The sequence below is a fragment of the Novosphingobium sp. GW821-FHT09E05 genome, assembly GCF_059416165.1.
On sequence record NZ_JBWKOQ010000001.1, the window covers coordinates 2,430,026 to 2,453,156 of the forward strand.

The 23,131-nt window shown below is 67.6% G+C and carries 21 protein-coding genes; 10 read left to right on the forward strand and 11 right to left on the reverse strand.

Going from position 1 to position 23,131, the window contains the following annotated elements; translation table 11 throughout:
• The first annotated feature begins 9 nt into the window (after positions 1-9).
• Positions 10-1,641, forward strand: coding sequence for a GMC family oxidoreductase (locus AC07M9_RS11510; protein ID WP_494883819.1), 1,632 nt, complete (start codon positions 10-12; stop codon positions 1,639-1,641).
• A 21-nt stretch (positions 1,642-1,662) separates the two neighbouring features.
• Here AC07M9_RS11510 and AC07M9_RS11515 read toward each other — a convergent pair whose 3' ends face one another.
• The 4 genes from AC07M9_RS11515 to AC07M9_RS11530 all read right to left on the reverse strand — a co-directional run bounded on the left by AC07M9_RS11515 (position 1,663) and on the right by AC07M9_RS11530 (position 4,174).
• Positions 1,663-2,043 (reverse strand): hypothetical protein, encoded by a 381-nt coding sequence (locus AC07M9_RS11515; protein ID WP_494883820.1) that lies wholly within the window; start codon positions 2,041-2,043, stop codon positions 1,663-1,665.
• 8 nt (positions 2,044-2,051) lie between these two features.
• Positions 2,052-2,393, reverse strand: a complete 342-nt coding sequence (locus tag AC07M9_RS11520) for a hypothetical protein (RefSeq protein WP_494883821.1) — start codon at positions 2,391-2,393, stop codon at positions 2,052-2,054.
• Positions 2,394-2,630: 237 nt separating this feature from the next.
• Positions 2,631-3,083 (reverse strand): GNAT family N-acetyltransferase, encoded by a 453-nt coding sequence (locus AC07M9_RS11525; protein WP_494883822.1) that lies wholly within the window; start codon positions 3,081-3,083, stop codon positions 2,631-2,633.
• Between the two features lie 317 nt (positions 3,084-3,400).
• Positions 3,401-4,174, reverse strand: coding sequence for a helix-turn-helix transcriptional regulator (locus AC07M9_RS11530; RefSeq protein WP_494883823.1), 774 nt, complete (start codon positions 4,172-4,174; stop codon positions 3,401-3,403).
• A gap of 168 nt (positions 4,175-4,342) precedes the next feature.
• Here AC07M9_RS11530 and AC07M9_RS11535 point away from each other — a divergent pair, with 168 nt between their 5' ends.
• Entirely contained in the window at positions 4,343-5,467 is a 1,125-nt protein-coding gene (locus AC07M9_RS11535) for an acyl-CoA dehydrogenase family protein (protein ID WP_494883824.1), read from the forward strand.
• A 71-nt stretch (positions 5,468-5,538) separates the two neighbouring features.
• Here the strand turns inward: AC07M9_RS11535 and AC07M9_RS11540 are convergent, their stop codons facing one another.
• Both AC07M9_RS11540 and AC07M9_RS11545 read right to left on the reverse strand, forming a co-directional pair.
• Positions 5,539-6,321 (reverse strand): ThuA domain-containing protein, encoded by a 783-nt coding sequence (locus AC07M9_RS11540; protein WP_494883825.1) that lies wholly within the window; start codon positions 6,319-6,321, stop codon positions 5,539-5,541.
• A gap of 4 nt (positions 6,322-6,325) precedes the next feature.
• The gene (locus tag AC07M9_RS11545) at positions 6,326-7,774 is read right to left on the reverse strand and encodes an aromatic ring-hydroxylating oxygenase subunit alpha (RefSeq protein ID WP_494883826.1); all 1,449 of its coding nucleotides are present in this window, start codon (positions 7,772-7,774) and stop codon (positions 6,326-6,328) included.
• A gap of 142 nt (positions 7,775-7,916) precedes the next feature.
• Between AC07M9_RS11545 and AC07M9_RS11550 the strand changes: the two genes are divergently transcribed.
• The 5 genes from AC07M9_RS11550 (at position 7,917) to AC07M9_RS11570 (ending at position 12,687) form a co-directional block, all read left to right on the forward strand.
• Positions 7,917-8,696 carry an SDR family NAD(P)-dependent oxidoreductase gene (locus tag AC07M9_RS11550; protein ID WP_494883827.1) on the forward strand — a complete coding sequence of 260 codons (780 nt, stop codon included), beginning with the start codon at positions 7,917-7,919 and terminating at the stop codon, positions 8,694-8,696.
• The gene (locus tag AC07M9_RS11555) at positions 8,693-9,508 is read left to right on the forward strand and encodes an SDR family oxidoreductase (RefSeq protein WP_494883828.1); all 816 of its coding nucleotides are present in this window, start codon (positions 8,693-8,695) and stop codon (positions 9,506-9,508) included. Before AC07M9_RS11550 ends, AC07M9_RS11555 begins: the two co-directional genes overlap by 4 nt.
• A 155-nt stretch (positions 9,509-9,663) precedes the next feature.
• Positions 9,664-10,443 carry an SDR family oxidoreductase gene (locus tag AC07M9_RS11560; protein WP_494883829.1) on the forward strand — a complete coding sequence of 260 codons (780 nt, stop codon included), beginning with the start codon at positions 9,664-9,666 and terminating at the stop codon, positions 10,441-10,443.
• A 36-nt stretch (positions 10,444-10,479) separates the two neighbouring features.
• On the forward strand, positions 10,480-12,159 hold the full coding sequence (locus tag AC07M9_RS11565) for an FAD-dependent oxidoreductase (RefSeq protein WP_494883830.1): 1,680 nt from the start codon (positions 10,480-10,482) through the stop codon (positions 12,157-12,159).
• Positions 12,160-12,186: 27 nt separating this feature from the next.
• A complete protein-coding gene (locus AC07M9_RS11570; RefSeq protein WP_494883831.1) occupies positions 12,187-12,687 on the forward strand; it encodes a VOC family protein in 501 nt (166 codons plus the stop codon).
• A 420-nt stretch (positions 12,688-13,107) separates the two neighbouring features.
• Here the strand turns inward: AC07M9_RS11570 and AC07M9_RS11575 are convergent, their stop codons facing one another.
• Positions 13,108-14,607, reverse strand: coding sequence for an aldehyde dehydrogenase family protein (locus tag AC07M9_RS11575; RefSeq protein ID WP_494883832.1), 1,500 nt, complete (start codon positions 14,605-14,607; stop codon positions 13,108-13,110).
• 119 nt (positions 14,608-14,726) lie between these two features.
• Here AC07M9_RS11575 and AC07M9_RS11580 point away from each other — a divergent pair, with 119 nt between their 5' ends.
• Entirely contained in the window at positions 14,727-15,182 is a 456-nt protein-coding gene (locus AC07M9_RS11580) for a GbsR/MarR family transcriptional regulator (protein ID WP_494883833.1), read from the forward strand.
• A gap of 66 nt (positions 15,183-15,248) precedes the next feature.
• Here AC07M9_RS11580 and AC07M9_RS11585 read toward each other — a convergent pair whose 3' ends face one another.
• Together AC07M9_RS11585 and AC07M9_RS11590 are read right to left on the reverse strand one after the other, a co-directional pair.
• A complete protein-coding gene (locus tag AC07M9_RS11585; RefSeq protein ID WP_494883834.1) occupies positions 15,249-16,013 on the reverse strand; it encodes an SDR family NAD(P)-dependent oxidoreductase in 765 nt (254 codons plus the stop codon).
• Positions 16,014-16,106: 93 nt separating this feature from the next.
• Positions 16,107-18,404, reverse strand: coding sequence for a TonB-dependent receptor (locus tag AC07M9_RS11590; RefSeq protein ID WP_494883835.1), 2,298 nt, complete (start codon positions 18,402-18,404; stop codon positions 16,107-16,109).
• 150 nt (positions 18,405-18,554) lie between these two features.
• On the opposite strand from AC07M9_RS11590, the gene AC07M9_RS11595 reads away from it, so the two are divergent.
• Positions 18,555-19,568 (forward strand): NADP-dependent oxidoreductase, encoded by a 1,014-nt coding sequence (locus AC07M9_RS11595; RefSeq protein WP_494883836.1) that lies wholly within the window; start codon positions 18,555-18,557, stop codon positions 19,566-19,568.
• 64 nt (positions 19,569-19,632) lie between these two features.
• Here the strand turns inward: AC07M9_RS11595 and AC07M9_RS11600 are convergent, their stop codons facing one another.
• Positions 19,633-20,394, reverse strand: coding sequence for an SDR family NAD(P)-dependent oxidoreductase (locus AC07M9_RS11600; protein ID WP_494883837.1), 762 nt, complete (start codon positions 20,392-20,394; stop codon positions 19,633-19,635).
• Positions 20,395-20,540: 146 nt separating this feature from the next.
• Between AC07M9_RS11600 and AC07M9_RS11605 the strand changes: the two genes are divergently transcribed.
• Positions 20,541-21,347 (forward strand): SDR family NAD(P)-dependent oxidoreductase, encoded by an 807-nt coding sequence (locus AC07M9_RS11605; protein WP_494883838.1) that lies wholly within the window; start codon positions 20,541-20,543, stop codon positions 21,345-21,347.
• A gap of 82 nt (positions 21,348-21,429) precedes the next feature.
• Here the strand turns inward: AC07M9_RS11605 and AC07M9_RS11610 are convergent, their stop codons facing one another.
• Entirely contained in the window at positions 21,430-23,067 is a 1,638-nt protein-coding gene (locus AC07M9_RS11610) for an AMP-binding protein (protein ID WP_494883839.1), read from the reverse strand.
• Between the last annotated feature and the right edge of the window lie 64 nt (positions 23,068-23,131).

A 23,131-nucleotide genomic window follows, 5' to 3' on the forward strand; every position in this document is an offset into this window, starting at 1 on the left:
AGACGAACAATGTCGAAACAATGGGACTACATCGTGGTCGGCGCCGGCTCGGCAGGCTGCGTCGTGGCCGAGCGGCTGAGCGCGGACGGCCGTTCGCAGGTGCTGGTGCTCGAGGCCGGCGGCGAGAACGACAGCTTCTGGGTCAAGCTCCCCAAGGGCGTTGCCAAGCTCGTCAAGAAGCCCGAGCACATGTGGGCCTACCACGTCGCCCAGCCCCGCGATCCCGGCGCCAACGACAAGGGCGACGGCGAAGTCTGGATCCGCGGCAAGGGCCTTGGCGGATCGTCCTCGATCAACGGCATGATCTGGAGCCGGGGCGAGCCCGCCGACTACGACGCCTGGGAGCGCGAGGCCGGAGCAACAGGGTGGAACGGCGCCAGCATGACAGCCGCCTTCCTCGAACTGGAGGACCACAAGGCCGGCGCAGGTCCCATGCGCGGCAGCGGCGGACTGGTGCGCGTCGATCCGGCCTGCTTCAAGTACCCGCTGGCCGAGCGCATGATCGAGGCCGGGGAGGCACAGGGCCTTCGCCGCGTCGACGACCTCAACGGTTCGACAGGCCCGCGCGTCGGTTATTACAGCCACAACATCCGCAAGGGCAGGCGCGATTCGTCCGCCCGAACCTACCTGGCGGCGGCGCGCAAGCGGCCCAACGTCACGGTGATGACCGGCGTCATGGCGGAGCGCATCATCTTCGACGGCACCCGCGCTGTCGGCCTCGACGTCACCGTCAAGGGCCGCCCGCAGAGACTCGACTGCCGGGGCGAGATCGTCGTCAGCGCGGGCGCGATGGAGAGCCCGCTGCTGCTCCAGCGCTCCGGGATCGGCGACGCGGGCCGGCTGGCGGCAGCGGGCATTCCCCTCGTCGCGCACTCCCCCGACGTGGGCGAGCGGATGATCGAGCACCTCTCGCTGTCGATGCCGTTCCGGCTCGACCACGGCAAGGGGACCAACAGGAGCTTCTTCGGCATCGGCGCCGCCTTCGCCATGCTGCGTTACCTGCTGCGCGGCGACGGCGTGCTGGCGACCGGGCCGTTCGAGGTGGGCGCCTTCAGCAACGTCGCTCACCCGGACGGGCGCACCGACGCGCAGTTCTATCTCGGCGGCTACACCTTCAAGGTCGGCGACGACAAGGACCCGGTCCCGCTCGACAAGATCGACCCGCTGCCCGGCGTCACCATCTACGGCCAGCTCCTGCGCCTCACCAGCGAGAGCAGCGTGCGCGCGGCCGGGCCAGAGGCCAGCGACGCGCCCGAGATCCTGCACAATTTCCTGACCACCGAGCACGACAGGCGCTCCGCCGTGGCGCTGGTCCGCGCGATGCGCGCCTACGTGCGCGCGGGGCCGCTGGCGAACATGGTCGGCGAGGAACTGGTGCCCGGCGCCGAGGTGCAGAGCGACGCGGACGTGCTTGCCATGTTCCGCCGCCTGTCGAGCTGCGGGCTCCACGCGATCCGCTCGTGCCGGATGGGCGGGGATGCGGATGCGGTGGTCGATCCGCGCCTCAGGGTGAACGGCGTGCAGGGGGTGCGCGTGGCGGACTGCTCGGTCATGCCCTGGCACGTCACCGGCAACACCAATGCGCCCGCGATGGCGGTGGGGCTGCGCGGCGCGCAGCTGATGCTGGAGGACCGGGGCTGATCGAAAGGCCCGCCCCGCGCATCACTGATAACGCAGCGTCTTCTCGAACCCCTCGTTGGCCTTGGTCATCTTCGCCAGCTTCCTGAGCTGGCCGCGGACGTTGCGCTCGAACCGCCTGTCGTCGTGGACGCCGGTCACGCGGTATTCGTCCTGGGCGATCAGGTCCTTGAGGCGCTTCGCGAACGCGGCCTGGTCATGCGTGCAGTCGGGAAACCCGAGCGCGCGGCAGACCCATTCCTCGGCAGCCGCCATGTCGTAGTCGTCCTGCGCCTCGTAGCCGCGCCGGTCGGCGGCGGCCTGATCGAGCTTAGACGCTGCCAGCCGGCGTTCGAGCCAGGTGCGCACGAGCCCCCCGTCCCACGGCTTCGGCGCATCGCCCGCCTTTTTCTCCAGGTCCGCCATCGCCGCGCTCAGCGCTTCTTCTTCGCCGTGGTCGCGGTGAAGTCGGGGTCCTTGTTCGCCACCCAGTCGACGAACTTGCGCACGGTGGGGTTGGCCAGCAGCGCTTCCACGTCCATGCCGTGGCGCTGGAGTTCGGAATTGGTGAAGTTGGCGATCAGCGTCTGCTGGCAGATCGGGTGCATCGGCACGACGTCGCGCCCGCCCCGGCTCTTGGGCACGGGATGGTGCAGGACCACGCTCTTGCCGGTCGGCCGGCCGCAGAGCCAGCAGGGGACCACCACTTCGGGCGTTTCCTCGTCGTCGCTTTGCAGGTCTTCGTAGGGACCATGCTTGGAATGCTTGCGGGCCATGCGTCTGCCTGAATTGCCTGAACGTGCGTTGCCCTGCCTATAGCGGGCGCGAGCGGCATTACCACCGCGCCTTGCCGGAACCTCGCGTTCCGACGCTCGTTTCCACCCGACACAGATGGAGAATGGATCATGGGTAAGGGTATTCTGCTTTGGCTGATCGGCGTTCCGATTCCCGTGATCCTGATCCTGTGGCTGCTTTTCCGTTAAGCGGCAGAGGCGATCACTCCGGCGCGCCTGTCAGAGCGCCAGCATCATGAACTGGTTGTGCGGGCTCGGCAGGTAGTCCGCGAAGGGCCCGCACGGGACGAACCCCGCACTGCGGTATAGCGAGACGGCGGGCACATGCAGGTCCGCCGTCCCGGTTTCCAGGTAGAGCGCGCCGTACCTGCGCGCCCGCGCCTCGGCGACGATATGGCTGAGCAGCGCCCTTCCCGCGCCGGTCCGCCGCGCCGAGGGCGCCGCGCGCATCGACTTCACTTCGCCGTCGCCGTCACCCAGCGCCTTGAGCGCGGCGAAACCGGCCAGTTCCTCGCCGCGCCATGCGGTCCAGAAGGTCACGCCGGGCAAAGACAAACCGCCGGCATCCAGCGCGAAGGCGTGATCGCCCATGACGCTGCGCAGTTCCTTCAGGTGATGGTCCAGCAGCGCCGCCACATGGGGCGCGGCGGGGTCGTCGATTTTGATCTGCATGGCCCGCCCATGATCGGCCGACCGCGCGGGCGCAAGGCGGCGTAAAGCATTTTCCTACAGGCGAAGGCGCGCCGTATTCTCGCGCCATGCCCTCTGCCACCCCCTCCTCCTCTCGCCGCTATGACCGATCGTCGCCTCGCAAGGCGACACCTGTCATGCGCAAGGCGACACCCAAGGCGACACATCTGCCCCGCAAGGCGACAGTTTTGCGCCGCAAGGCGACACTTCCGGGCTGCGCAGGGGCCAAGATGACACTTGTTTCCCCCGGACCGTGTAAACCGTGTAAACCTCTGTCGCCTTGTGCGCGGGCGCGCGCCTCAGTTCTGCAGCGAGATGTAGCCCAGCTGCGCCGCCTTGAAGACGGTCTGGCTGCGGTTGACGGCATTGAGCTTGGTCGCCGCGTTGTGGATGTGGAAGCGCACGGTGGCGCGGCTGCGCGACATGATCATGCTGATTTCCAGGTCGGTCTTGCCGATCGCCGCCCACCGCAGGCACTCGACCTCGCGCTTCGACAGGCGCGATTCGGGCGGCAGCGCCTGGGTGCGGCCCATGACCTGCACGTACGTCGCGATGAAAGTGCGCGCGTAGAGCCCGAGCGCGTCCGACAGCAGGGCGAACTCCTCGGTCAGGTCGGTCTTGTTCTTGTCGAGCGGGTTGAAGCTGACCGCGCCGATCTGCCCGAACGGCAGGTGGACCGGCACGCCGATCGCGGCGCGGGTCATGGCGCGCTGCTCGAAGTTGCCGATGTCGATCGAGGCGAGGTAGGCGTTGGGCTCGCGCGTGCGGAAGCCCTCGGCGTTGGCCCAGAACGGCAGGCTCTCGAAGCGGCAGGCGGTGGTCAGCGGCGAATCGAGCGCGATGCGCGAATTGCGCCACCACACCCGGTCGTCGTCGCCCCAGCCGAAGATCTCGGTCGCCAGCATCTTGCCCTCCGCGTCCACGGGGGTGCGCTTGTCGGCGATGTCGTGGGCCGGGGCCGCGCGCATGCCGTGCGCCAGCGCGATCCGGTTCAGCGCTTCGGCGGCCGGACGGATGCCGTCGGGCGATATCACCCGCACGGCGTCGATGTTTTCCTGAGACAGCAGTTGCATTGGTATCCTCTCCCTCGACCTCTTAGCCCGGCGCAGCAGGCGGTACAATCGCTTGAAAGGCCGGGACGCTGCGTTTTCATGACTAGTCTTTTGCCCAGCGGTAACGCCCCCGCCGCCGATGGTAGAAGGTCCGTCAGAGCCGGGAAAAGGCCCCAGCGGGAGTCAGATGTGAATTTCGACCTCAGCGAAGACGAGGAAATGCTCAAGGCCCTGACCGAGCGCTTCGTCAGCGACCACTACGACCACGACAGCCGCCGCGCCTTCCTGTCCGGACCGGGCGGGTTCTCGGGCGCCAACTGGGCATTGCTCGGCGAACTCGGCCTGATCGCCGCCCCCTTCCCCGAGGAACAGGGCGGCCTCGGCCTCGACGCCACCGGCATCGCCACGGTGTTCGAGGCGCTGGGCCGCGGGCTGGTGGTGGAACCGCTGGCCGAAGCCGTGGTGATGGCCGGGCGGCTGTTCGCCCAGACCGCGCCGGAAGCCTTGCAGGGCGAATGGCTCGAAGCGCTGCTCACCGGCGAGAAACGCCTCGCCCTCGCCCATGCCGAGGCGCGCGCGCGCGACGGGCTGGTCTGGGTGGAAACCTCGGCGGCGGCGGCGGAAGGCGAGGGCTGGCGCCTGACCGGAACCAAGCCCTATTGCGCGGCCGGGGGCGGCGCGGACGGCTATGTCGTCTCGGCGCGCATTTCCGGCGAGGCGAGCGACGGGGACGGCGTCGCCCTGTTCCTGGTGCCCGCCGGCACGCCCCGCGCTTCGACCCGCGACTGGACGATGGCCGACGGCAGTGTCGCGACCTCGCTCGAACTGGACGGGGTCGTGGTCCCGGCCGGCCACCGGCTGGGCGAGGACGGGCTTGCGGCCATCGCCGCCCCCTCCGACCTTGCCGCCCTCGCCCGCAGCGCCGAGGCGCTCGGGATCATGGAGCGGCTGCTGGCCGACACCATCGACTACCTGCGCACCCGCGACCAGTTCGGCGCCGCGCTCGGCTCGTTCCAGGCGGTCCAGCACCGCATGGTCGCTCAGTACGCGGTGATCGAACAGAGCCGCGCGCTGCTCAACCTCGCGCTCGTGTCATGGGGGAGCGACGACTTCACCGCCGCCGTCAACGGCGCGCGGGCGTTCATCGCCGATGCCTCGGTGGAGCTGGGGCACGAGATGATCCAGTTCCACGGCGGCATGGGCGTCACCGATGAACTCGCCATCGGCGGCGGGCACAAGCGGCTGCTGGTCCTCTCGCGCTGGCCGGAAGGACCGCTGGCCGCGCTTGACCGCTATGCGGGCCTGCTCCACTGATCTTGCCGAACCACACCTGACGAGGGGGCGGCCCGTTTCCGGACCGCCCCCTTCTTTTTTGAATTCAGGCCTCAGTTCTCACGTTGCTTGAGCCAGCCTATGCCCCGCCTCAGCAACTCGTAGAACACCGGCAGGTCCCAGGCGCAGCGGTCCACTGTCGGCCACCAGTCCAGCATGGGCTGGAGGTCGTAGTGCCCCCGGCAATGCCCGAGCGTGTTGTAGAGCACCGCGCCGCGTCCGTGGTCCTTGAGGTACATCACCGCTTGCTTGCCGGGTGCGTCCTTCGCCTCGACGAAGCCGGTGCCCTCCTCGGTGCAGTCGGTTTCGAGCAGGACGTGGAGGTCGCCGTGGGTTTCCAGGTGATAGAGTTCGTCGGTGGTCTCGAACGGCTCGATGCCCGCGACCAGCGGATGACCCGGGTCCGCGACCGTCACCGTGTACGGCGCGATCGGGGGGTGCGAGATGAACTGCGAGCCCAGCATGTCCATGAACAGCGGCGCCCAGCGCGGTGCGTCCCACAGGCCCGCGTCCGGCCCGTCGGCCAGCAGGCGCAGCACCGAGTTGGTGCCATGGAGCGCGTACCAGCGCCCGCCCGCCGCCAGCCAGTCGCGCAGCACCTCCTGCGCCGCCAGCGAGGGGGTGACGTCGCAGGTGTAGGTGATGAGGATGTCCGCCTCGCGCAACGCGCCAAGGTTCTCGTAGTCCTCGAACACGCGGGTGCGCACCGACTGGTCCTCGGCGAGGAGCTTGAGAAGCTCCAGCCGGGCGAAGTCCATGTCGTGCCACACCCCGCCGCAGACCAGGACGCAGTTGATGCGCGGCGGCCTTGCCGCTTCGTTTTCCGCTTCGCTCATCGATTCAGGCCTGGCCCGATCCGCCGAGGTCGCCCTCGATGTATTTCATCATCGTGTCCTGGAACTGGCGGATGCGGATCTCCTGGTAGTTGCCCAGGTTCACCTTGCCGTTCTTGGAGACGTGCAGGCCCTGCTGGACGTAGGGCAGGTTGTCCATGTCCTGCTCGAACACGTCGCCCAGGATGCCGAGTTCGGGCGCCTCTGTCCACTTCTGGTCGAGCCGCAGCATCTTAAGCGGTGCGCCGCGCGGGATCGGCTGCCCCTTGGGAATGCGCGCGAGGATGCGCACTTCCATGATGCAGGTGTCCGGCGTCTTTCCGGGGAGCCAGTTGTAGACGATGTTCGGCATGTAGCCGCCCCAGGGCGCGAAGTTGGGGAACACGTTGTAGACCAGCCCGTCGAGCAGTTCGGCGTCGGTGGCATCGCCGTGGTCGTAGCCGGTGCTCTCGGTATAGGCCTGCCGCATGGCCTCGCCCAGCGCGGCGCGGGCGGTCATGCCCTCCGGCACCTGGATCGCCATCGGGTTGGCGTGGGCCTCGCCCTCGTAGTTGTCGCCCGAGCGGCCGTTGAACTTGATGAACTCGTCGACGATCCACTGCTCGCCCTGCCCTTCGGCGACGTGCGGGCTCATGATCCCGAAGGGCACGAGGTTGACGTTCACGTTGTCGCCCCAGGTCCAGTAGGCGGCGTTGGAATCGCCCGTGAAGGGCAGCAGCTGCGGGTGGGTGACGATGGTGTGCCAGGCCTCCATGAAGGCCTCCATCACAACCTTCCAGTTCGCCGGCACTTCCTTGGCGACCCGCATGACGCTCGCGCATTCCTCGTGCCGCCAGCGCTTGAAGTGCTCGGGCAGCGGCGCGAGGAATTCCTCAAGGCTGGGCCCGCCCTTCTCCTCTCGCAGGAACACGTAGCCGCCCCAGCGGTCGATTTCAGCGTCGGGCAGGTCGAGCTTCTGTTCAGAGAGGTGCGGGAAGTCCCACTGGCACGGCATCGAATCAAAGCTGCCGTCCTTCTTCCAGGCGAAGCCGTGGAACGGGCAGACGAACTTGTCGGCGTTGCCTTCCTCCAGCCGCAGCTTGCGGCCGCGGTGGAGGCAGACGTTGTGCATGGCGCGGATCGAGCCGTCGTCCTGGCGGCTGACGAGGTAGGAGCGGCCCGCGTTCTCGTAGACGATGTAGTCGCCGGCGTCGGGCAGGTCTTCCTCGCGGGCGACAAACTGCCAGACGTAGGGCCACATCCGCTCGCGCTCGAGCTTCGCGAATTCCTCGGAGGTGTAACGCTCGGCCGGGATCGGCTCGGAGCCGCGGAAGGTATAGCTCTCTTCGGTCAGGATCGCGGGCGCGGGGCGCGAATCCAGGGCGATGAGTTCGGCCCAGCTGATGCCCTCGCTACGGTCTTCGCCCAGCCGGGCGGCGTCGGTTTTCGTGGCGATTTCGGGGTCACGGTCGGCCATCGGTAATCAGTCTCCCAAGCACAGTTTCCCTGTTTGGGGACATGTCTGGACGGTCGCGAGCCAAGAGTCACCTTGCTCAAGTCATAGGTTGTCCCGCCGCCCGGATCGGTCATGTTCCACGCAAAGCAGATGGGAGAATGCCGTGAAGCGGCTTGAAGGCAAGGTGGCGCTCGTCACCGGAGGAACCTCCGGTATTGGCGCCGGCACCGTTGAGCGCCTGTGCGCGGATGGTGCGACCGTAATATTCACCGGCTCCAACCGCGCGGCGGCCGAGAAGGTCTGCGCCGCCACCGGAGCACAATTCGTACCGCATGACGTCACCGATGCCGCCGCCTGGGAAGGGCTGCTGGCGGATATCTTGGGCAAGCATGGCCGCCTCGACATCGCCTTCGCCAATGCCGGCACCGAAAGCGGCGACGGCAGCATCGAGGACATCGGCATCGAGGGCTGGAACAATGTCATCGGCGTGAACCTGACCGGCGTCATGCTCACCGTGCAGCACGCGATGCGGGCGATGGCGAAGAACCCGGACGGGCCGAACGGCTCGATCGTGGTCAATTCCTCGATGAACGCGCACCGGGCGATGGGCAATTTCGTGGCCTATTCGGTATCGAAGTCGGCGGTGGTGGCGCTGGTCAAGTCGGCGGCGGTCCATGCCGGCAATCGCAAGTACGGCATCCGTGTCAACGCGGTCCTGCCCGGCGTCGTCGAGACGGCGCTGATCGTGAACCTGATCGACAAGTCGGGGGACCCCGTCGCCACCCGCGCGGCCTACGAGGGCCTCTCGCCGATGGGCCGGATGGCCTCGGTCGAGGAAGTGGCCGGCATGGTCTCCTGGCTCGCCAGCGACGAGGCGCGTTTCTGCTCGGGCGGCGAATTCACCATGGACGGCGCGTCCACTGCAGGGATGAACGGCGTATGATCGAAGACCTGGGTTCGCAGCGGCTCAAGGGCCGCGTCGCGCTGGTATCCGGCGGGCTGCGCGGCATCGGCCTCGCCTGCGTCGAGCGGTTCCTGGCCGAGGGCGCCGAAGTGGTGCTGACCGACCTTTCCTCGCCCGAAGACGCCGCCGAAACGCTCGCTCGGCTCGGACAGGCAGCCAGCTACGTGCAGGCCAACGTCACCAGCGAGGACGACTGGGCGAAGGTGCTCGCCGCCGTGACCGAGCGGCACGGCAAGCTGCATATCCTCGTCAACAACGCCGGCATCGACCTCACCGGCCCGGTCGCCACCACCTCGCTCGAAGGCTGGCGCAAGATCATGAGCATCAACGTCGACGGCGTGTTCCTCGGCACCCGCACTTTCGTGCCGCTGCTCGAGCAGAGCGGTGCCGAGGTGAAGGGCGGCGCCTCCATCATCAACGTCAGCTCGATCATGGGCCTCGTCGGCATGAGCGAAGTGTCGGGCTACAACGCCAGCAAGGGCGCGGTGCGGCTGTTCACCAAGTCGATTGCGCTGGAATTCGCCGAGAAGAAGATGCCGATCCGCGCCAATTCGCTGCATCCCGGCTTCGTCATCACGCCGCTGCTGCAGGAAGGCTTCCAGCGCTGGGTCGACAAGGGCGTGGCCGAAAAGGCGCAGGACCTCGTCGACCTGATGTCGAGCAAGACGCCTATCGGCCGGCTCGCCGATCCGTCCGAACTGGCCAGCGCGGTGTACTTCCTCGCCGGCAGCGACAGCTCGTACATGACCGGCGCCGAGCTGGTGATCGACGGTGGCTGGACCGCGCAGTGACCCACCTCTTCCCGTCATTCCCGCGAAGGCGGGAGCGCAGCTGAGACGGAGCCTGTTGCCAGGACGTCAGATGGGTCCCCGCTTTCGCGGGAATGACGAAGGAAAAGGGAAAAAGGCAAATTAGAGTGCCTCGCGCACACTTGGAGAAACCTGAAATGACCATCGCCCTTCCCGACGTGATCGCCGTCGTCACCGGCGCCGCCGGCGGCATCGGCCGCGAGGTCGTCAAAGCCATGAAGGCGGCCGGCGCCACCGTGATCGCCACTGACCTGCGCGATACCGCCGAGATCGAAGGCGCCGATCACTACCTCCGCCACGACGTCACCAGCGAGGTCGACTGGCGCGCGGTGGAAGCCCTGGTGCGCGAGAAATACGGCCGCCTCGACGCGCTGGTGAACAACGCCGGCTTCTCGATCGTGACGAAGTTCGAGGAGACGCCGCTCAGCGAATTCCACAAGGTCAACGCGGTCAACGTGGATTCCGCGATCATCGGCACGCAGGTCCTGCTGGACCTGCTCCGGGAGGGCGGCAAGGCGAGGCCGTCCGGCGCCTCGGTCATCAACTTCTCGAGCATCGGCGGTCTTCGCGGCGCGGCGTTCAACTCGGCCTATTGCGTGAGCAAGGCGGCGATCATGATGCTATCGAAGTGCCTCGGCGCCGAGTTCGCCGCGCTGAAGTACAACATCCGCGTCAACTCCGTGCATCCGGGCGGGATCGAGACGCCGATGCTGGCCTCGATCATGGACCGCTACGTCGAACTCGGCGCCGCGCCTTCGCGCGAGGCGGCCGAGGCCGGGGTCAACGTCAACCACCCGATCGGCCGCCTCGGCCGGCCGGAGGAAATGGCCGGCGGCGTGGTGTTCCTCGCCTCCAGCGCATCCAGCTTCATGACCTGCGACGAACTCGTGATGGACGGAGGCTTCAGCCAGGTCTGACAACAAGCGGGCCAACGAGCCCTCGGGAGAGAGACAATGACCAACAAGGCAATTGGCAAGGCATACGACCTCGTCGTGCTCGGTTCGGGGGCGGCAGGCCTGACGGCGGCGCTGACGGCGGCCGAGCATGGCGCCAAAGTGCTCGTCGTCGAAAAGGGCGAGAAGCTCGGCGGCACCTCCGCATGGTCGGGCGGGCAGATCTGGATTCCGTGCAACCCGCACCAGAAGGAATACGGCAAGGAGGACAGCCGCGAGAAGGCGCTGACGTATCTCGAATCGATGTCCAACGGGTTGATCGAGCCCGCAATGGCCGAGGCTTACATAGACGGCGGCGTTGAGATGGTCGCGTTCCTCGAGGACAGGACCCCCGTCCAGTTCATGGTCGTCCCCCACTTCCCCGACTATCACCCGGAACAGCCCGGCGCCGCCAGCCGCGGTGGCCGCACCCTCGAATGTGCGGTCTACCCTTATGGCGAGCTGGGCGAGTGGCGCGACAGGGTCGAAGTCTCTCCCTACTACTGGCCCCACGTTTACTTCACCGTCGGCGAGACCTCGCTGGCGCAGGCCGTGCCCGATCCGCTGCCGCCCGAGGAGGCCCAGCGCCGCGCCGACAACGACGAGCGCGGCCTTGGCCATGCGCTCGTCGGCCGCCTGCTGCGCGGGTGCCTGGATCGCGGCGTCGAATTCCTGCTCGGCACCGGCGGCAAGGACCTAGTCATCGCAAACGGCGCGATCACCGGCGTCACGCTGGATGACGGCACCACGATCGACACCCCCAACCTCGTGCTGGCAACCGGCGGGTTCGAGCACAACGACGCCTTCAAGGCCGCCTTCCTGCGCGGCCCCCTCACCTCCCCGGTGTCCATCCGCACCAACACCGGCGACGGGCTGCGCATGGCGATGAAGGCCGGCGCGATGCTGTCCTCGATGCGCGAGGCGTGGTGGATGCCGGTGGTCGAGGCCCCCCTCAACTCCATGGGCTGCATGCTGTTCACCGGCGAGCGCACCCTGCCCGGCACGATCATGGTCAACCGCACCGGCAAGCGCTTCACCAACGAGGCGGCAAACTACAACGCCTTCGGTGCCGCCTTCCACGTGCAGGATCTCAACACCTGCACCTGGGCCAACCTGCCGGCGTGGTGCGTGTTCAACCAGAACTTCTACGACAAGTGGGGCTTCCTCGACACGCAGCTGATCGGCGTCGGCGATACCGGGCACAACAAGGCGCCCGCCGACTGGATCGCCCGCGGCGACACGCTCGACGAACTCTCCGCCAAGCTGGGCATCCCCGAAGGCGCGCTGGAGGCCACGGTCGCGCGCTGGAACGCGATGGTCGAGAACGGCAAGGACGAGGACTTCGGCAGGGGCGACAGCTACTACGACCTCTACTGGGGCGACCCCGAGCACAAGGGCCGGAAGGGAGCGACGCTCGGCAAGCTCGAAGGCGGTCCCTGGTACGCCGCCGAGGTCAAGTCCGGCGCGCTCGGCACCAAGGGCGGACCCAAGACCGACACTCTGGGCCGCGTCCTCGACGTCGATGGCCACACGATCGGTGGGCTCTATGCGGCGGGCAATGCCATGGGCTCGATGATGGGCATGACCTATGGCGGCGGCGGCGGCACTTTGGGGCCGGGCATGGTGTTCGGCTATCTCGCCGGCAGGCATGCCGCCCAGCGCAACGTCGGCGCGGAAGCGGCGGCCGAGGCTTCGGCCTGACGCCCGGGACCGCAGAGGAGCACATCCATGCCCAGCCTTCCCGGCGTCATCGGCGTCCACCACATCGGCGTTTCCGTGCCCGACCTCGGCAAGGCGCGCGAATTCTACCTGGACGTGCTCGGCGCGGTGGAGGAGGTCGCGCCGCTGAGCTGGGCGGACAACCCGTTCATCGACAAGGTCGTCGGCCTCGAAGGCAGCGCCGCGAACCAGTTCTTCTGCCGCCTCGGTAACTTGCAGATCGAGGTGTTCCGGTACGACGCCCCGAAGCAGGCGCCGCAGGACCCGCGCCGGGGCGTCAACGAATACGGCTACACCCATATCGCGCTGCAGGTGGAGGACATCGCCGAAGTCCACGCCCGCATCGTCGCCGCCGGTCTGCCGGTCCACACCCCGCCCGTGCTCGAGGCCATCACGGCCGACGAGCACGGTGTGAAGCGCGGCTACGCGGGCACTTACTGCCGCGATTTCTTCGGCAACGTGTTCGAGATCCTCGAAATCCACGAGACCCCGGAAATCCTGCCGATCTGAGGCTCCTCCCTGCCGCGCAGCGATGGGGAGCGAAGCCGTGACGGAGGGGCTTGTCCCGCGCGCCCACGCACAAGGCGACACGAGGTTTACACAGTTTACACGGTCCAGGGGGGAAACACGCATTCCTGGGCCCGGAATGTGTCGCCTTGCGCGCGAAAAGTGTCGCCTTGTGCGTTACAGGTGTCGCCTTGTGCGTCCGAAGTGTCGCCTTGTGGGTTGCAGGTGTCGCCTTGTGCGTCCGAAGTGTCGCCTTGTGGGATGCAGGTGTCGCCTTGTGCGTCCGAAGTGTCGCCTTGCGCCCAGGGCGACACTGCAGGTTCGAGGGCGGAGCAGGCGGGCAGGATCATGCGGCCAGCGTACCGCGCGAGGGTCGCTGTAGGAAAGCGGACCGTACGCGGCGCGCCGGATACCTGCGAAGGCTCACACCGGGTAGGCGATCACTTTCGTCTCCAGATACTCCTCGATCCCCTCGAGGCCCCAGGCGCGGCCCACGCCGCTGTGCTTGTAGCCGCCGAAGGGCAGGTCGCCGTTGATCGGGGTGCCGCCGTTCACCCCCACGGTGCCTGTGCGGATCGCCCTCGCGACCTTCAGCGCGCGGTCGCGGTCGCCCGACCAGACGCCGCCCGACAGGCCGTAGATGCTGTCGTTGGCGATGCGGATCGCATCCTCGTCGTCGTCGAACGGGATGACGACGAGGACGGGCCCGAAGATCTCCTCCTGCGCGATCCGCATGTCGTTGGTGACGTCGACGAAGCAGGTCGGCTCGATGAACCAGCCGTCGCCCTTGTCGGGGCGCAGGTTGCCGCCCGCCAGCAGCGTGGCCCCTTCCTCGATGCCGAGGTCGACGTAGCCCTTCACACGCATCATCTGCTTTTGCGACACCACCGGGCCCATCGAGCAGGCCGGGTCGTCGAAGTGGCCCCACTTGTCGGCGAAGGCGTCGTAGGCAGCCTTGAGGATCTGCCTGGCCTCCTCGTAGCGGCTGCGGGGCACGAGCAGGCGCGACTGCACGGCGCATCCCTGGCCCGCGTGGAAGACGAGGATGGACTGCGCCACGATCCGCGCGAAGTTCGGTTCGTCCTCGAGCACGATGTTGGCGGACTTGCCGCCCAGTTCGAGAAACGCGCGCTTCATGGTCTCCGCACCCTGCCGGACGATGTGCTTGCCGATCGCGGTCGAGCCGGTGAAGGTGATGATGTCCACGCGCGGATCGGTGACGAGCAGTTCGCCCGCCTCGGCCGGGTCGCTCGCGGTGATGACGTTGAACACGCCGGCGGGGAAACCCGCCTCGGCGGCGAGTTCACCGAAGATCGCGCCCGCCAGCGGGGTGTCGGGCGCGGGCTTGAGGATGACGGTGCAGCCTGCCAGCAGGGCCGAGACCACCTTCTCGGCATTGACGTAGAGCGGGAAGTTCCACGGCGTGATCGCGGCGGCGACGCCGATCGCCTCGTAGTGGGCGGTCCGCTGGCTCTTCCCGAACGCGGTCTGGCAAACCCCGTAGTCCTTCTCCCACGGGAGCTGGGGGTACACCTCCATGAGGTCGCGCCAGCTGTTCAGGCAATTGGCCACCTGGGCGCGATTGACCGCCACGAGCGGGGCACCGACCTCATGCCGGGCGATGTCGACCAGGCGGTCGCGGTTGGCTTCGAAAAGGTCGTAGAGCTTCTTGACGAGGGCGAAGCGCTTCTCGTGGTTGCTGGACCAGTCGGTCGTATCGAAGGCCCGGCGCGCGGCGGCGATCGCCTGCTCGACGTCGAGCGCGCTCGCATCGGCCGCGACGCCGACGGGCCTGCCGGTCCAGGGGCCGATATTGTCGTAGGTGCGGTCGCCCTCCGCACGGCGAAGTTCGCCGTCGATATAGAGCAGTCCTTCAGGCAGAACGGTGGTGGCAGCGGCAGCGATGGTGGGTGCGGTGGACATCTTTCTTCATCCCAAGACAGTTTTGACGGTTGAGCGGGTGAAGCTTTGCGCTAGCTCGGCCATCGCTTGATTCTCTCCGCTAATTTCGTATATTTACGTTATGGGAAATATTGTCAATCATGCAGACTGACGAACAGCGCCGCTTCCTGGACGAGTTCGCCACGCTTCTCGCGGGGTGGAACATGCCAGGCAACGCCGCCCGGGTTTACGGATTCCTGCTGTTCCAGAGCGATCCCGCGAGCCTCGACGACATCGCCGAGCACCTGGAGATCAGCAAGAGCAATGCCTGCAAGGCGGCCAAGGTGCTGGAAACCGCGGGGCACTGCCGGCGGGTGGCGGAGCGGGGCACGAAGCGCGTACTCTATGTCGCGCGCGAGGATTTCGGCACGCCGTTCCTGCTGCGCACCGCCTCGCTCGGCGCGCTCAACCGACTAATGTCGACGCGGGGGCCGAAGGTCGCCGAAGGGCCGGCCTCGGAGCGGCTCGAACGGCTGGCCAGCTTCTACGAGACGATGCAGAGCGCGATGGAGGGCATCATCGACACCGATACGGCAAGGGCAGACGACGCGACCTGAGCCTCGCCCGGTTTGTGGAAGGTTTCCACCGTATGAAGGGAGGCGGGACCCCGCCTCTCCCCGCCGTCACATCGCGGTGACGCCGCCGTCGACCACGAACTCGCAGCCGGTGATGTAGTTCGCCTCGTCGCTGGCGAGGAACAGGTTCATGTTGGCGATGTCGAGCGGGCTGCCCATGCGCTTCATCGGGATGCCGCCGACGATCTGCTTGAAGCCCTCGGGATTGTCCGAGCGCGCGACGTCCTGCATCGCGGTCTCGATCATGCCGGGGTGGACCGAGTTGCAGCGGATCTGCTCGGCCGCGCATTCCATCGCCACCACCTTGGAGAACACGCGCACGCCGCCCTTGGCCGCGCCGTAGGCCCCGCACATCGGCACGCCGACGAGGCCGCCGATCGAGGACAGGTTCACGATCGAGCCGCCCTGCCCGACCTTGCGCATCAGCGCGACGGCGCGCTGGGTGCCGTAGAACACGCTGTCGAGGTTGACCTTGTTCTGCTTCTCCCAGTCGGCGGCGGTGAGCTGTTCCAGCGGCTTGAGGATGGCGATGCCGGCGTTGTTGACCAGCACGTCGAGCCGGCCGTGGCCGCTCTCGATCGCGGCGAAGACTTCGTCCCACGAGGCCTCGCTGGTCACGTCCTGCGCCAGCGCCTCGGCCTGTCCGCCCGCCGCGCGGATCGTGTCGGCCACCCCTTGCGCGCCGGCGAGATCGAGGTCGGTGACATAGACGAACGCGCCTTCCTCGGCATAGCGCTGCGCGGTGGCGGCGCCGAGGCCGCGCGCGTTGCCCGCGCCGGTTACCAGGGTGATCTTGCCTTCAAGACGGCCCATTTCGTATTCCTTTCAAAAGCGCGGGGTGCCCGGCGGGGATTGCCGGACACCCCAGTCATTGTGCCGCGCACCAGGGCGCGGCGGGGGGTATGCTCAGAACTTCACGCCGACGGTGGCGCCGTACGTGCGCGGCTCGACCGCCATCCCGAACGAGAACAGCCCGGCCACGGTGAAGGCGTGCGTGGTGGTCTTCTCGTTGGCGAGGTTGCGGCCGAAGACGCGGAAGTAGGCTTCCTTGTCGCCGACGTCGAAGTTGAAGGTCAGGCTGGCATCGACGAGGTCCTGCGTGGTGGTGCGCACGCGCGGATCGTTGCCGTTGACCACGACCCCGGTGACGGTGCCCGAGCCATCGGTCACCGGCGTCAGCGAGGCCTGCGAGATCTGCTCGTCATACGGGCTGATATGGCGCCAGCCGGCGGTGGCGACGACCTTGCCGAAGCTGGTCGGCACTTCGTACTCGGCGCCCAGCGAGCCGGTGAACTTCGGCGCGTAGATGAGGTTGTTGGCGGAGTAGTCGAACGGCACGATCGCTCCGCCGTAGGCCCCGCCGACCACGAAGTCGCGGAAGTGCGACTTCATGTAGGCCGCCGAAGTGGTGATCCGGAAGAACGGCGTCACGCGCAGGGTGCCGTCCATCTCCAGCCCCTTGATGAGCGCGCCGCCCGGCACGTTGCCGGTGATCGTCTGGTTGCCGAGCGGGCCGCCCGGCACCGTCAGGTTCTGCTGCATGTCCTTGTAGTCAGACACGTAGCCGGCGAAGTTCAGCTCCAGCTTGCGGTCGAACAGCGCGAGCTTGGCGCCGATCTCGTAAGCGTCGACGGTCTCGGGCTGGAACGGAGTGCTGGCGGTCTGCGCGGTGGCGGCGCGGGGGCTGAAGCCGCCCGAGCGGTAGCCGCGCGACCAGCTGGCGTAGAGCATGACGTCGCTGTTGGGGCGGTAGTCGATGCCGACCTTGGGGGTGAACTTGGTGAAGTTGGCATCGCCCGAGCCGATCAGCCCGGCCTGCGCGAAGCTGTTGGTCAGCTTCTTGTTGTCATGGCTCCAGCGGCCGCCGAACGAGAGGCGCCACTTGTCAGCGAAGGCCCAGTTGAAGTCGCCGAAGAAGGCGTAGCTGGTGGTCTTGCCGAGGTTGGTCTGCGGGTTCTGGTCGAACTCCATCGGCGGGATCGACGGGTCGAAGCCGAAGAAGCGCGTCCACTGCGTGAGGTCGTACTTGGAGTGGAAGTAATAGCCGCCGACGACGTAGTCGAAGCCGGGGAAGAGGTTGCCCGCGGCGCGCAGTTCCTGGCTCCACTGCGTGTACTTCTGGCGGCGGTCGACGTAGTAGAGGTCGCTCGACGAACCGTCGAAGTCCTGCGTCTGCGCTTCCTTGCTGTGGCGCCAGCCGGTGATCGAGCTGAGCTTGATGTCGCCCAGGTCGTAATTCATCTGCAGCGTCGCGTTGGGCGCGCGGTACTTGCTCTTCGCCGGCAGCGTGAACACGGTGTAGAGGTCGCTGGTGTTGTTGCGGTTGCACTCGTTCGCCGGGATCAGCCCGCAGAACAGCTCGGTGCTGTTGGTGAGGTTGCTCACCACCGGCTCGAAGCTCTGGACCACGTTCTCGATCGTGAACTGCGCGTCGAAGCCCGAGCCCCTGGGTTCGAACAGCAGGCTGGCGCCGTAGCTGTCGCCCTTGCTGCCGCCGGCGCGCTCGCCGCGGATGGCGTTGTAGTAGAAGCCGTCGGTCTCGTTGTGGAAGTACCAGCCCTTGACGCCCCAGGTCTCGCCGTCGCCGTAGTTGACGATCGCCTTGCCCGCCCAGGTATTCCAGCGGCCATACGTGAATTCGGCCTTGCCGCCCGGCTCCATGGTCGGCTTGGTGCGGGTGATGTTGATGACGCCGCCGATGGTGTTGGCGCCGAACAGCGTGCCCTGCGGCCCGCGCAGCACTTCGATCTGGGCGATGTCGAAGGCATCCTGCAGCTGGCCGGTGTTGGTGCCGATGGTCACGCCGTCGACGACGACGCCCACGGTCGGGGTCTGCGACTTCTCGATGTCGGCATAGGTCAGCCCGCGGATCGAGATGTTGGCCGCCTGCGCGCCGGAATTCTGCTGGGTGATGAGCAGGCCCGGCGCGGCGCCCTGAAGGTCGCCGATGTTGGCCGAGGCCTTGTTTTCAAGCATCGCCGCGTTGATCGCGGTGATCGCGACGGGCGTTTCCTGCAGCGTCTCCGAGCGGCGGCGGGCCGAGACGATGATCTCGTTCGGATCGACCACGGCGGTGTCGGCGGCGGTGTCGGCAGGTGCTTCCTGCGCGAAGGCCGGCGCAGACAATCCGGTGAGCGCCGTAGTGGTAAGCGCGAACTTGACGAGCGTGCGGGCCCACGCTCCGCGAACAAATGCGGATGCCATCAGTCTATCCTCCCATGCGGCCGTTGCTTTCGGGGCCGTCACTTCGCGTTCACTATGCATCGGTTTCGCGGATGGCCTACCTGTCGAATTGCACAGGTGCGTGGGCCCCGGCGAAGTCCGACCAGTCCGGCACAACAAGGAGACGATGCCATGGCCGAAAACCGCCGATTCCTGCTGGTGCGCAGGCCGAAAGGTTCACCCGTTCCGGATGATTTTGTGCTGGAGACGCAGGATATCCCGGCCGTTCCGCCCGGCGGCATCGTCGTGCGCAACCATTACGCCTCGCTCGACCCGGCGCAGCGCGGGTGGATGGACGACGCGGAAAGCTACATGCCGCCGATTCCCCTCGGCGATCCGGTGCGCGCCACGACGGTCGGCGTGGTCCACGCCTCGGACAACCCGGACTTCGCGCCGGGACAATGGATCATGGGCCTGAATGCGCTGGAGGACTATTCCGTCGCCATGCCCGGCGGCTTCACCATGCCGATCGACATCGGCGCGGTGCCCCCCCCCTCCAGCTACCTCTCGGCGCTCGGCGCGGTGGGGCTCACCGCCTACTTCGGACTGACCGAGGTGGCGAAGCCCCAGCCGGGCGAGACGCTGCTGGTGTCCGGCGCGGCGGGCGCGGTCGGCTCCACCGTGGGCCAGATCGGCAGGATCATGGGCTGCCGCGTCGTGGGCATCGCCGGAGGGCCCGACAAGTGCCGCCGCCTGATCGAGGACTACCACTTCGATGCCGCCATCGACTACAAGGGCAAGGACCACGACGCCCTCGTCGCCGCCATCCAGGAAGCCGCGCCCGGCGGCGTGGACGTCGTGTTCGAGAACGTCGGCGGGGCGGTGCTGGAGGCGGAAGTCTTCGCCCTCGCCCTCCATGCCCGCATCCTGCTGTGCGGCCTCATCGCCGAGTACAACAGCCCGGAAAAGCTGGGCCTCAGGAACCTGTGGCAGATCCTGGCGCGCCGCGCGACGATCCACGGCTTCCTCATCGCCGACTATGCCGACCGCTTCGCACAGGGCGGCGCCCAGATGGCGCAGTGGCTGGCCGAGGGCAGGCTTCGCGCCGACGAGGATGTGCAGCACGGCCTCGAGAACGCCTACCCCGCCTTCATGCGCCTGTTCTCCGGCGCGAACACCGGCAAGCTGGTGCTGAAGATCGCGTGAGGCATAAAAAAGCGGCGGACCTTTTCAGGCCCGCCGCAATGATCCTTCCGGAGGGGAGGGAAACTCAGAACTGGGTGCGCTTGGTGTAGCCGTTGTCGACCACGATGTTGGCGCCGGTCATCGACTTGCACGTCGGCGAGACGACGAAGGCGATGGCCTTGGCCAGTTCCTCGCCGGTAGTGAAGCGGCCGGTGGGCATGTTCGCCAGCGTCGCATTGTAGAAATCAGGCGCGGCATCCTTGATCTTGGGCCAGGGGCCGTCCTCGGTCATCACCGGGCCGGGGGTGAAGCAGTTCACGCGGATGCCTTCCGGAGCAAGCGCCTGCGACATGGCCGAGGCGTAGTTCATGACGGCGGCCTTGAGCGCGTTGTAGGGCTGGACGCCCATGAATTCCTCGACCGCGCCGGTGGAGCTGAGGCACACGATGGCGCCGTTGTCCGACTTGGCGAGGTGCGGGCGCGCGGCGGCGATGCCGCGCCGCATCGGCAGGATGTCCGCCTGCATGACCGCATCCCACGCCGCGTCCGTATCCTCGCCGAGATTGGTGGAGGTGAAGCTGATGAAGATGTCGCAGCCGCCGAGCGCTTCGGCCGCCTTGTCCACGAAGGCCGGGACCGCATCCACCTCGGTCACGTCGAGCGCCGCGCCGTAGGTCTTGACGCCCGAGCTGGCGATTTCGGACAGGACGTTGTCGACCTTGTCCTGAGAGCGGCCGCAGATGGCGATGTCGCAGCCTTCCTGCGACAGCACATGCGCGACGACGCGGCCGATGCCGCCGTTCGCGCCCACGAGGATGGCCCTGAGGCCCTTGAGTCCGAGATCCATGCTTTGCGCTCCTCTGCCACGCGCGTGTTTTCTTGAAGGCACGGTGTCCACGCTTGGGCGCGGCGTGGCCACTATTAGTTTGATCAGGAATGGTCGCGCCTCGCCCGTGCTAGCCAGCGCCGCAACAATCGGAAGGAGACGGTGCCATGGGACGGCTTGACGGCAAACGCGCGGTGATCCTGGGCGCCAGCAGCCCCGGCAACATGGGCCAAACGATCGCCCGGCGGCTCATGGCCGAGGGCGCGCAGGTGCTGGTCTCCGGCCGCAAAGAAAGCGTCCTCGCCGATTTTGCTGCGCAGCATGACTGCGCCTGGGCGCCCTGCGACCTCACCGACAAAGGCAGCGTCGATCGCTTCGCCGACGCTGCGGCGCAGAAGCTGGGCGGTATCGACATCGCCGTCAACGCCACCGGCTGGGGCCTGCTCAAGGGCTTCCTCGAAACCACCGCCGACGAGCTGATGGCGATGACCATGCTGCAGTATGTCGGCCCCTTCCACTTCTATCAGGCGATGGTGGCGAAGATGGCGCGCAGCCTCGGCGGACAGGGCGGTTCGATCATCCAGATCAGCTCGGCCACCGCGACGATCATGCTCAACGACCACGCCGCCTACATGGGCACCAAGGCGGGCGCCGACCACGTCATCCGCTGCGTCGCCCACGAGTTCGGGACCGAGGGCATCCGCGCCAATTCGATCTCGCCGGGCCTCACCGACACGCCGATGACGTCGGACGCCAAGCAGGTGCCCGGGCTGTTCGACGCCTTCCTCGCGGGCTATCCGCTGGGCCGCATTGGCACTTCGGACGACATCGCCGCCGCCGTCGTCTGGCTCGCCAGCGACGAATGCTTCATGACCGGCGAGAACCTGCAGGTGAACGGCGGTCTGACCCTGCGGCGCAATCCGATGAAATCGGAGATCGACGCCGCCGTCGCGGCTGCTATGGGCGCAGCCTAGAGTTCAGCTTCCTGGGGAGGAAGGGCCGGCGGCGGCTGCCTGAGGGCGCCGCCGCCGATTCCATCCTTCTCCAGGCCCGGGCCTAAACCCCCACCAGCCCCTTCACATCCGCGCGCAGCATGTCCTTGCGCACCTTGCCCGAGGCGGTACGCGGGAAGTCGCCCCGGAATTCGAAGCGTTCGGGGATCTTCTGCTTCGCCAGCCCGCTCCCCGCGACATGCGCGGCGAGGTCGATCGCGCTGGGCGCTTCCCCCTCGGCGATGACGTAGGCGCAGACCCCTTCGCCCAGCCGCGCGTGCGGCATGGCCACGACGGCGGCCTCGCGCACCTGGGGGTGGAGGTGCAGCACGTCCTCGATCTCCTTGGCGGAGATGTTCTCGCCGCCGCGGATGATGAGGTCCTTCTTGCGGCCGGTGATGGTCAGCGCGCCGTCGCTGGTGCGCACGCCGAGGTCGCCGGTGCGGAAATAGCCGTCGGCGGTCAGCGCCTCGCGCGTCTGCCCCTCGTCGGCATAGCCCAGCATCATGCCCGGCCCGCGCGCGAGGATCTCGCCTTCGCTCCCGTCCGGCAGGTCGAGGTCCTCGTGGTCGACGATGCGGATGTCGTAGTCGACGATGGCGCCGTCGGTGGTGGCCGCGAGGCTCTCCACGTTGGGCCAGCCGAAGGTTACCAGCGGCACTTCCGAGGCGCCGAAGACGCGGAAGGCGCGGCAGTGGTCGAAGGCGGCATTGGCGGCGGGGATGAGGTCCGCCGGAACCGCCGCGCCGCCGCAGGCGAAGAAGCGGAAGCTCGGCAGCCGGTTGCCGCTTTCGCGGGCGGCAGCGGCCAGTTCGACGAGAAACGGTGTCGCTGCGACGGTGCCGACCGCCTGGTGCCGGTCGATCAGCGCCAGCGCCTCGGCCGCGTTCCAGCTTTCCATCAGCACCGTTCGGGTGCCGCAGAGGAACGGCGCCTCCAGCCCGTTGGCATAGCCCGAGACATGCGTGACCGGCGAGGGCATCAGCGTCGCCTCGCCCGGCGTCAGGCCCCAGTAGGCCCCGCTCTCGCGCAGGATGCGGGCGATCGAGACGTGGCTATGCAGCACGCCCTTGGGCTTGCCCGTGGTGCCCGAGGTGTAGAGCACCATCTTGACGCCGAGCGGATCGACCTTCGGCCGCGCGAAGGAAAGCGAGCGCCCTTCCTCGACGAGCGCGGCGAAATCGTCCGGGCCCTCGCCGCGCACGGTGAACACGAAATCGAGGTCCGGTAGCGAGCCCGCCAGCCGCGCGGCCATCGCCGCATAATCGAACTTGCGGAAGGTGGAGGGCACGAAGACCGCCCTCGCCCCGCAGTCGGCCAGCATCAGCGAGACCTCGTGGTCGCGGTAGATCGGCACGACCGGATTGACGACGAGGCCAGACATCGCCGCCGCCAGGTTGATGACCATGGCCTCGCGCCAGTTGGGCACCTGGAACGCGATCACGTCGCCGGGACGAAGCCCGCGGGCGTGAAGTGCCGCGCTCAGCGCCTCGGCATCGGCGACGACCTGCCCGCGCGTGACCGCGGTCTCGCCCTCGATGAGCACGACGAAGCCGGGGTCGGCCTCCGCCAGCGCGGCGGCCTGCTCGGCGACCGTGCGCTCGTCCCACAGCCCGGCGCCGGCATAGGCGGCCAGGTGCGGCGGCAGCCGGCGGGGTTCGTGTTCAAGCCATGCCCACTTGGGCCTTTTCCTCTCCGTCATGCCGCCATGAGTGCTCCGCCCGATCGCCGCGGCCAACTGGCCTAAATGCCAATCGCGCCGAAAC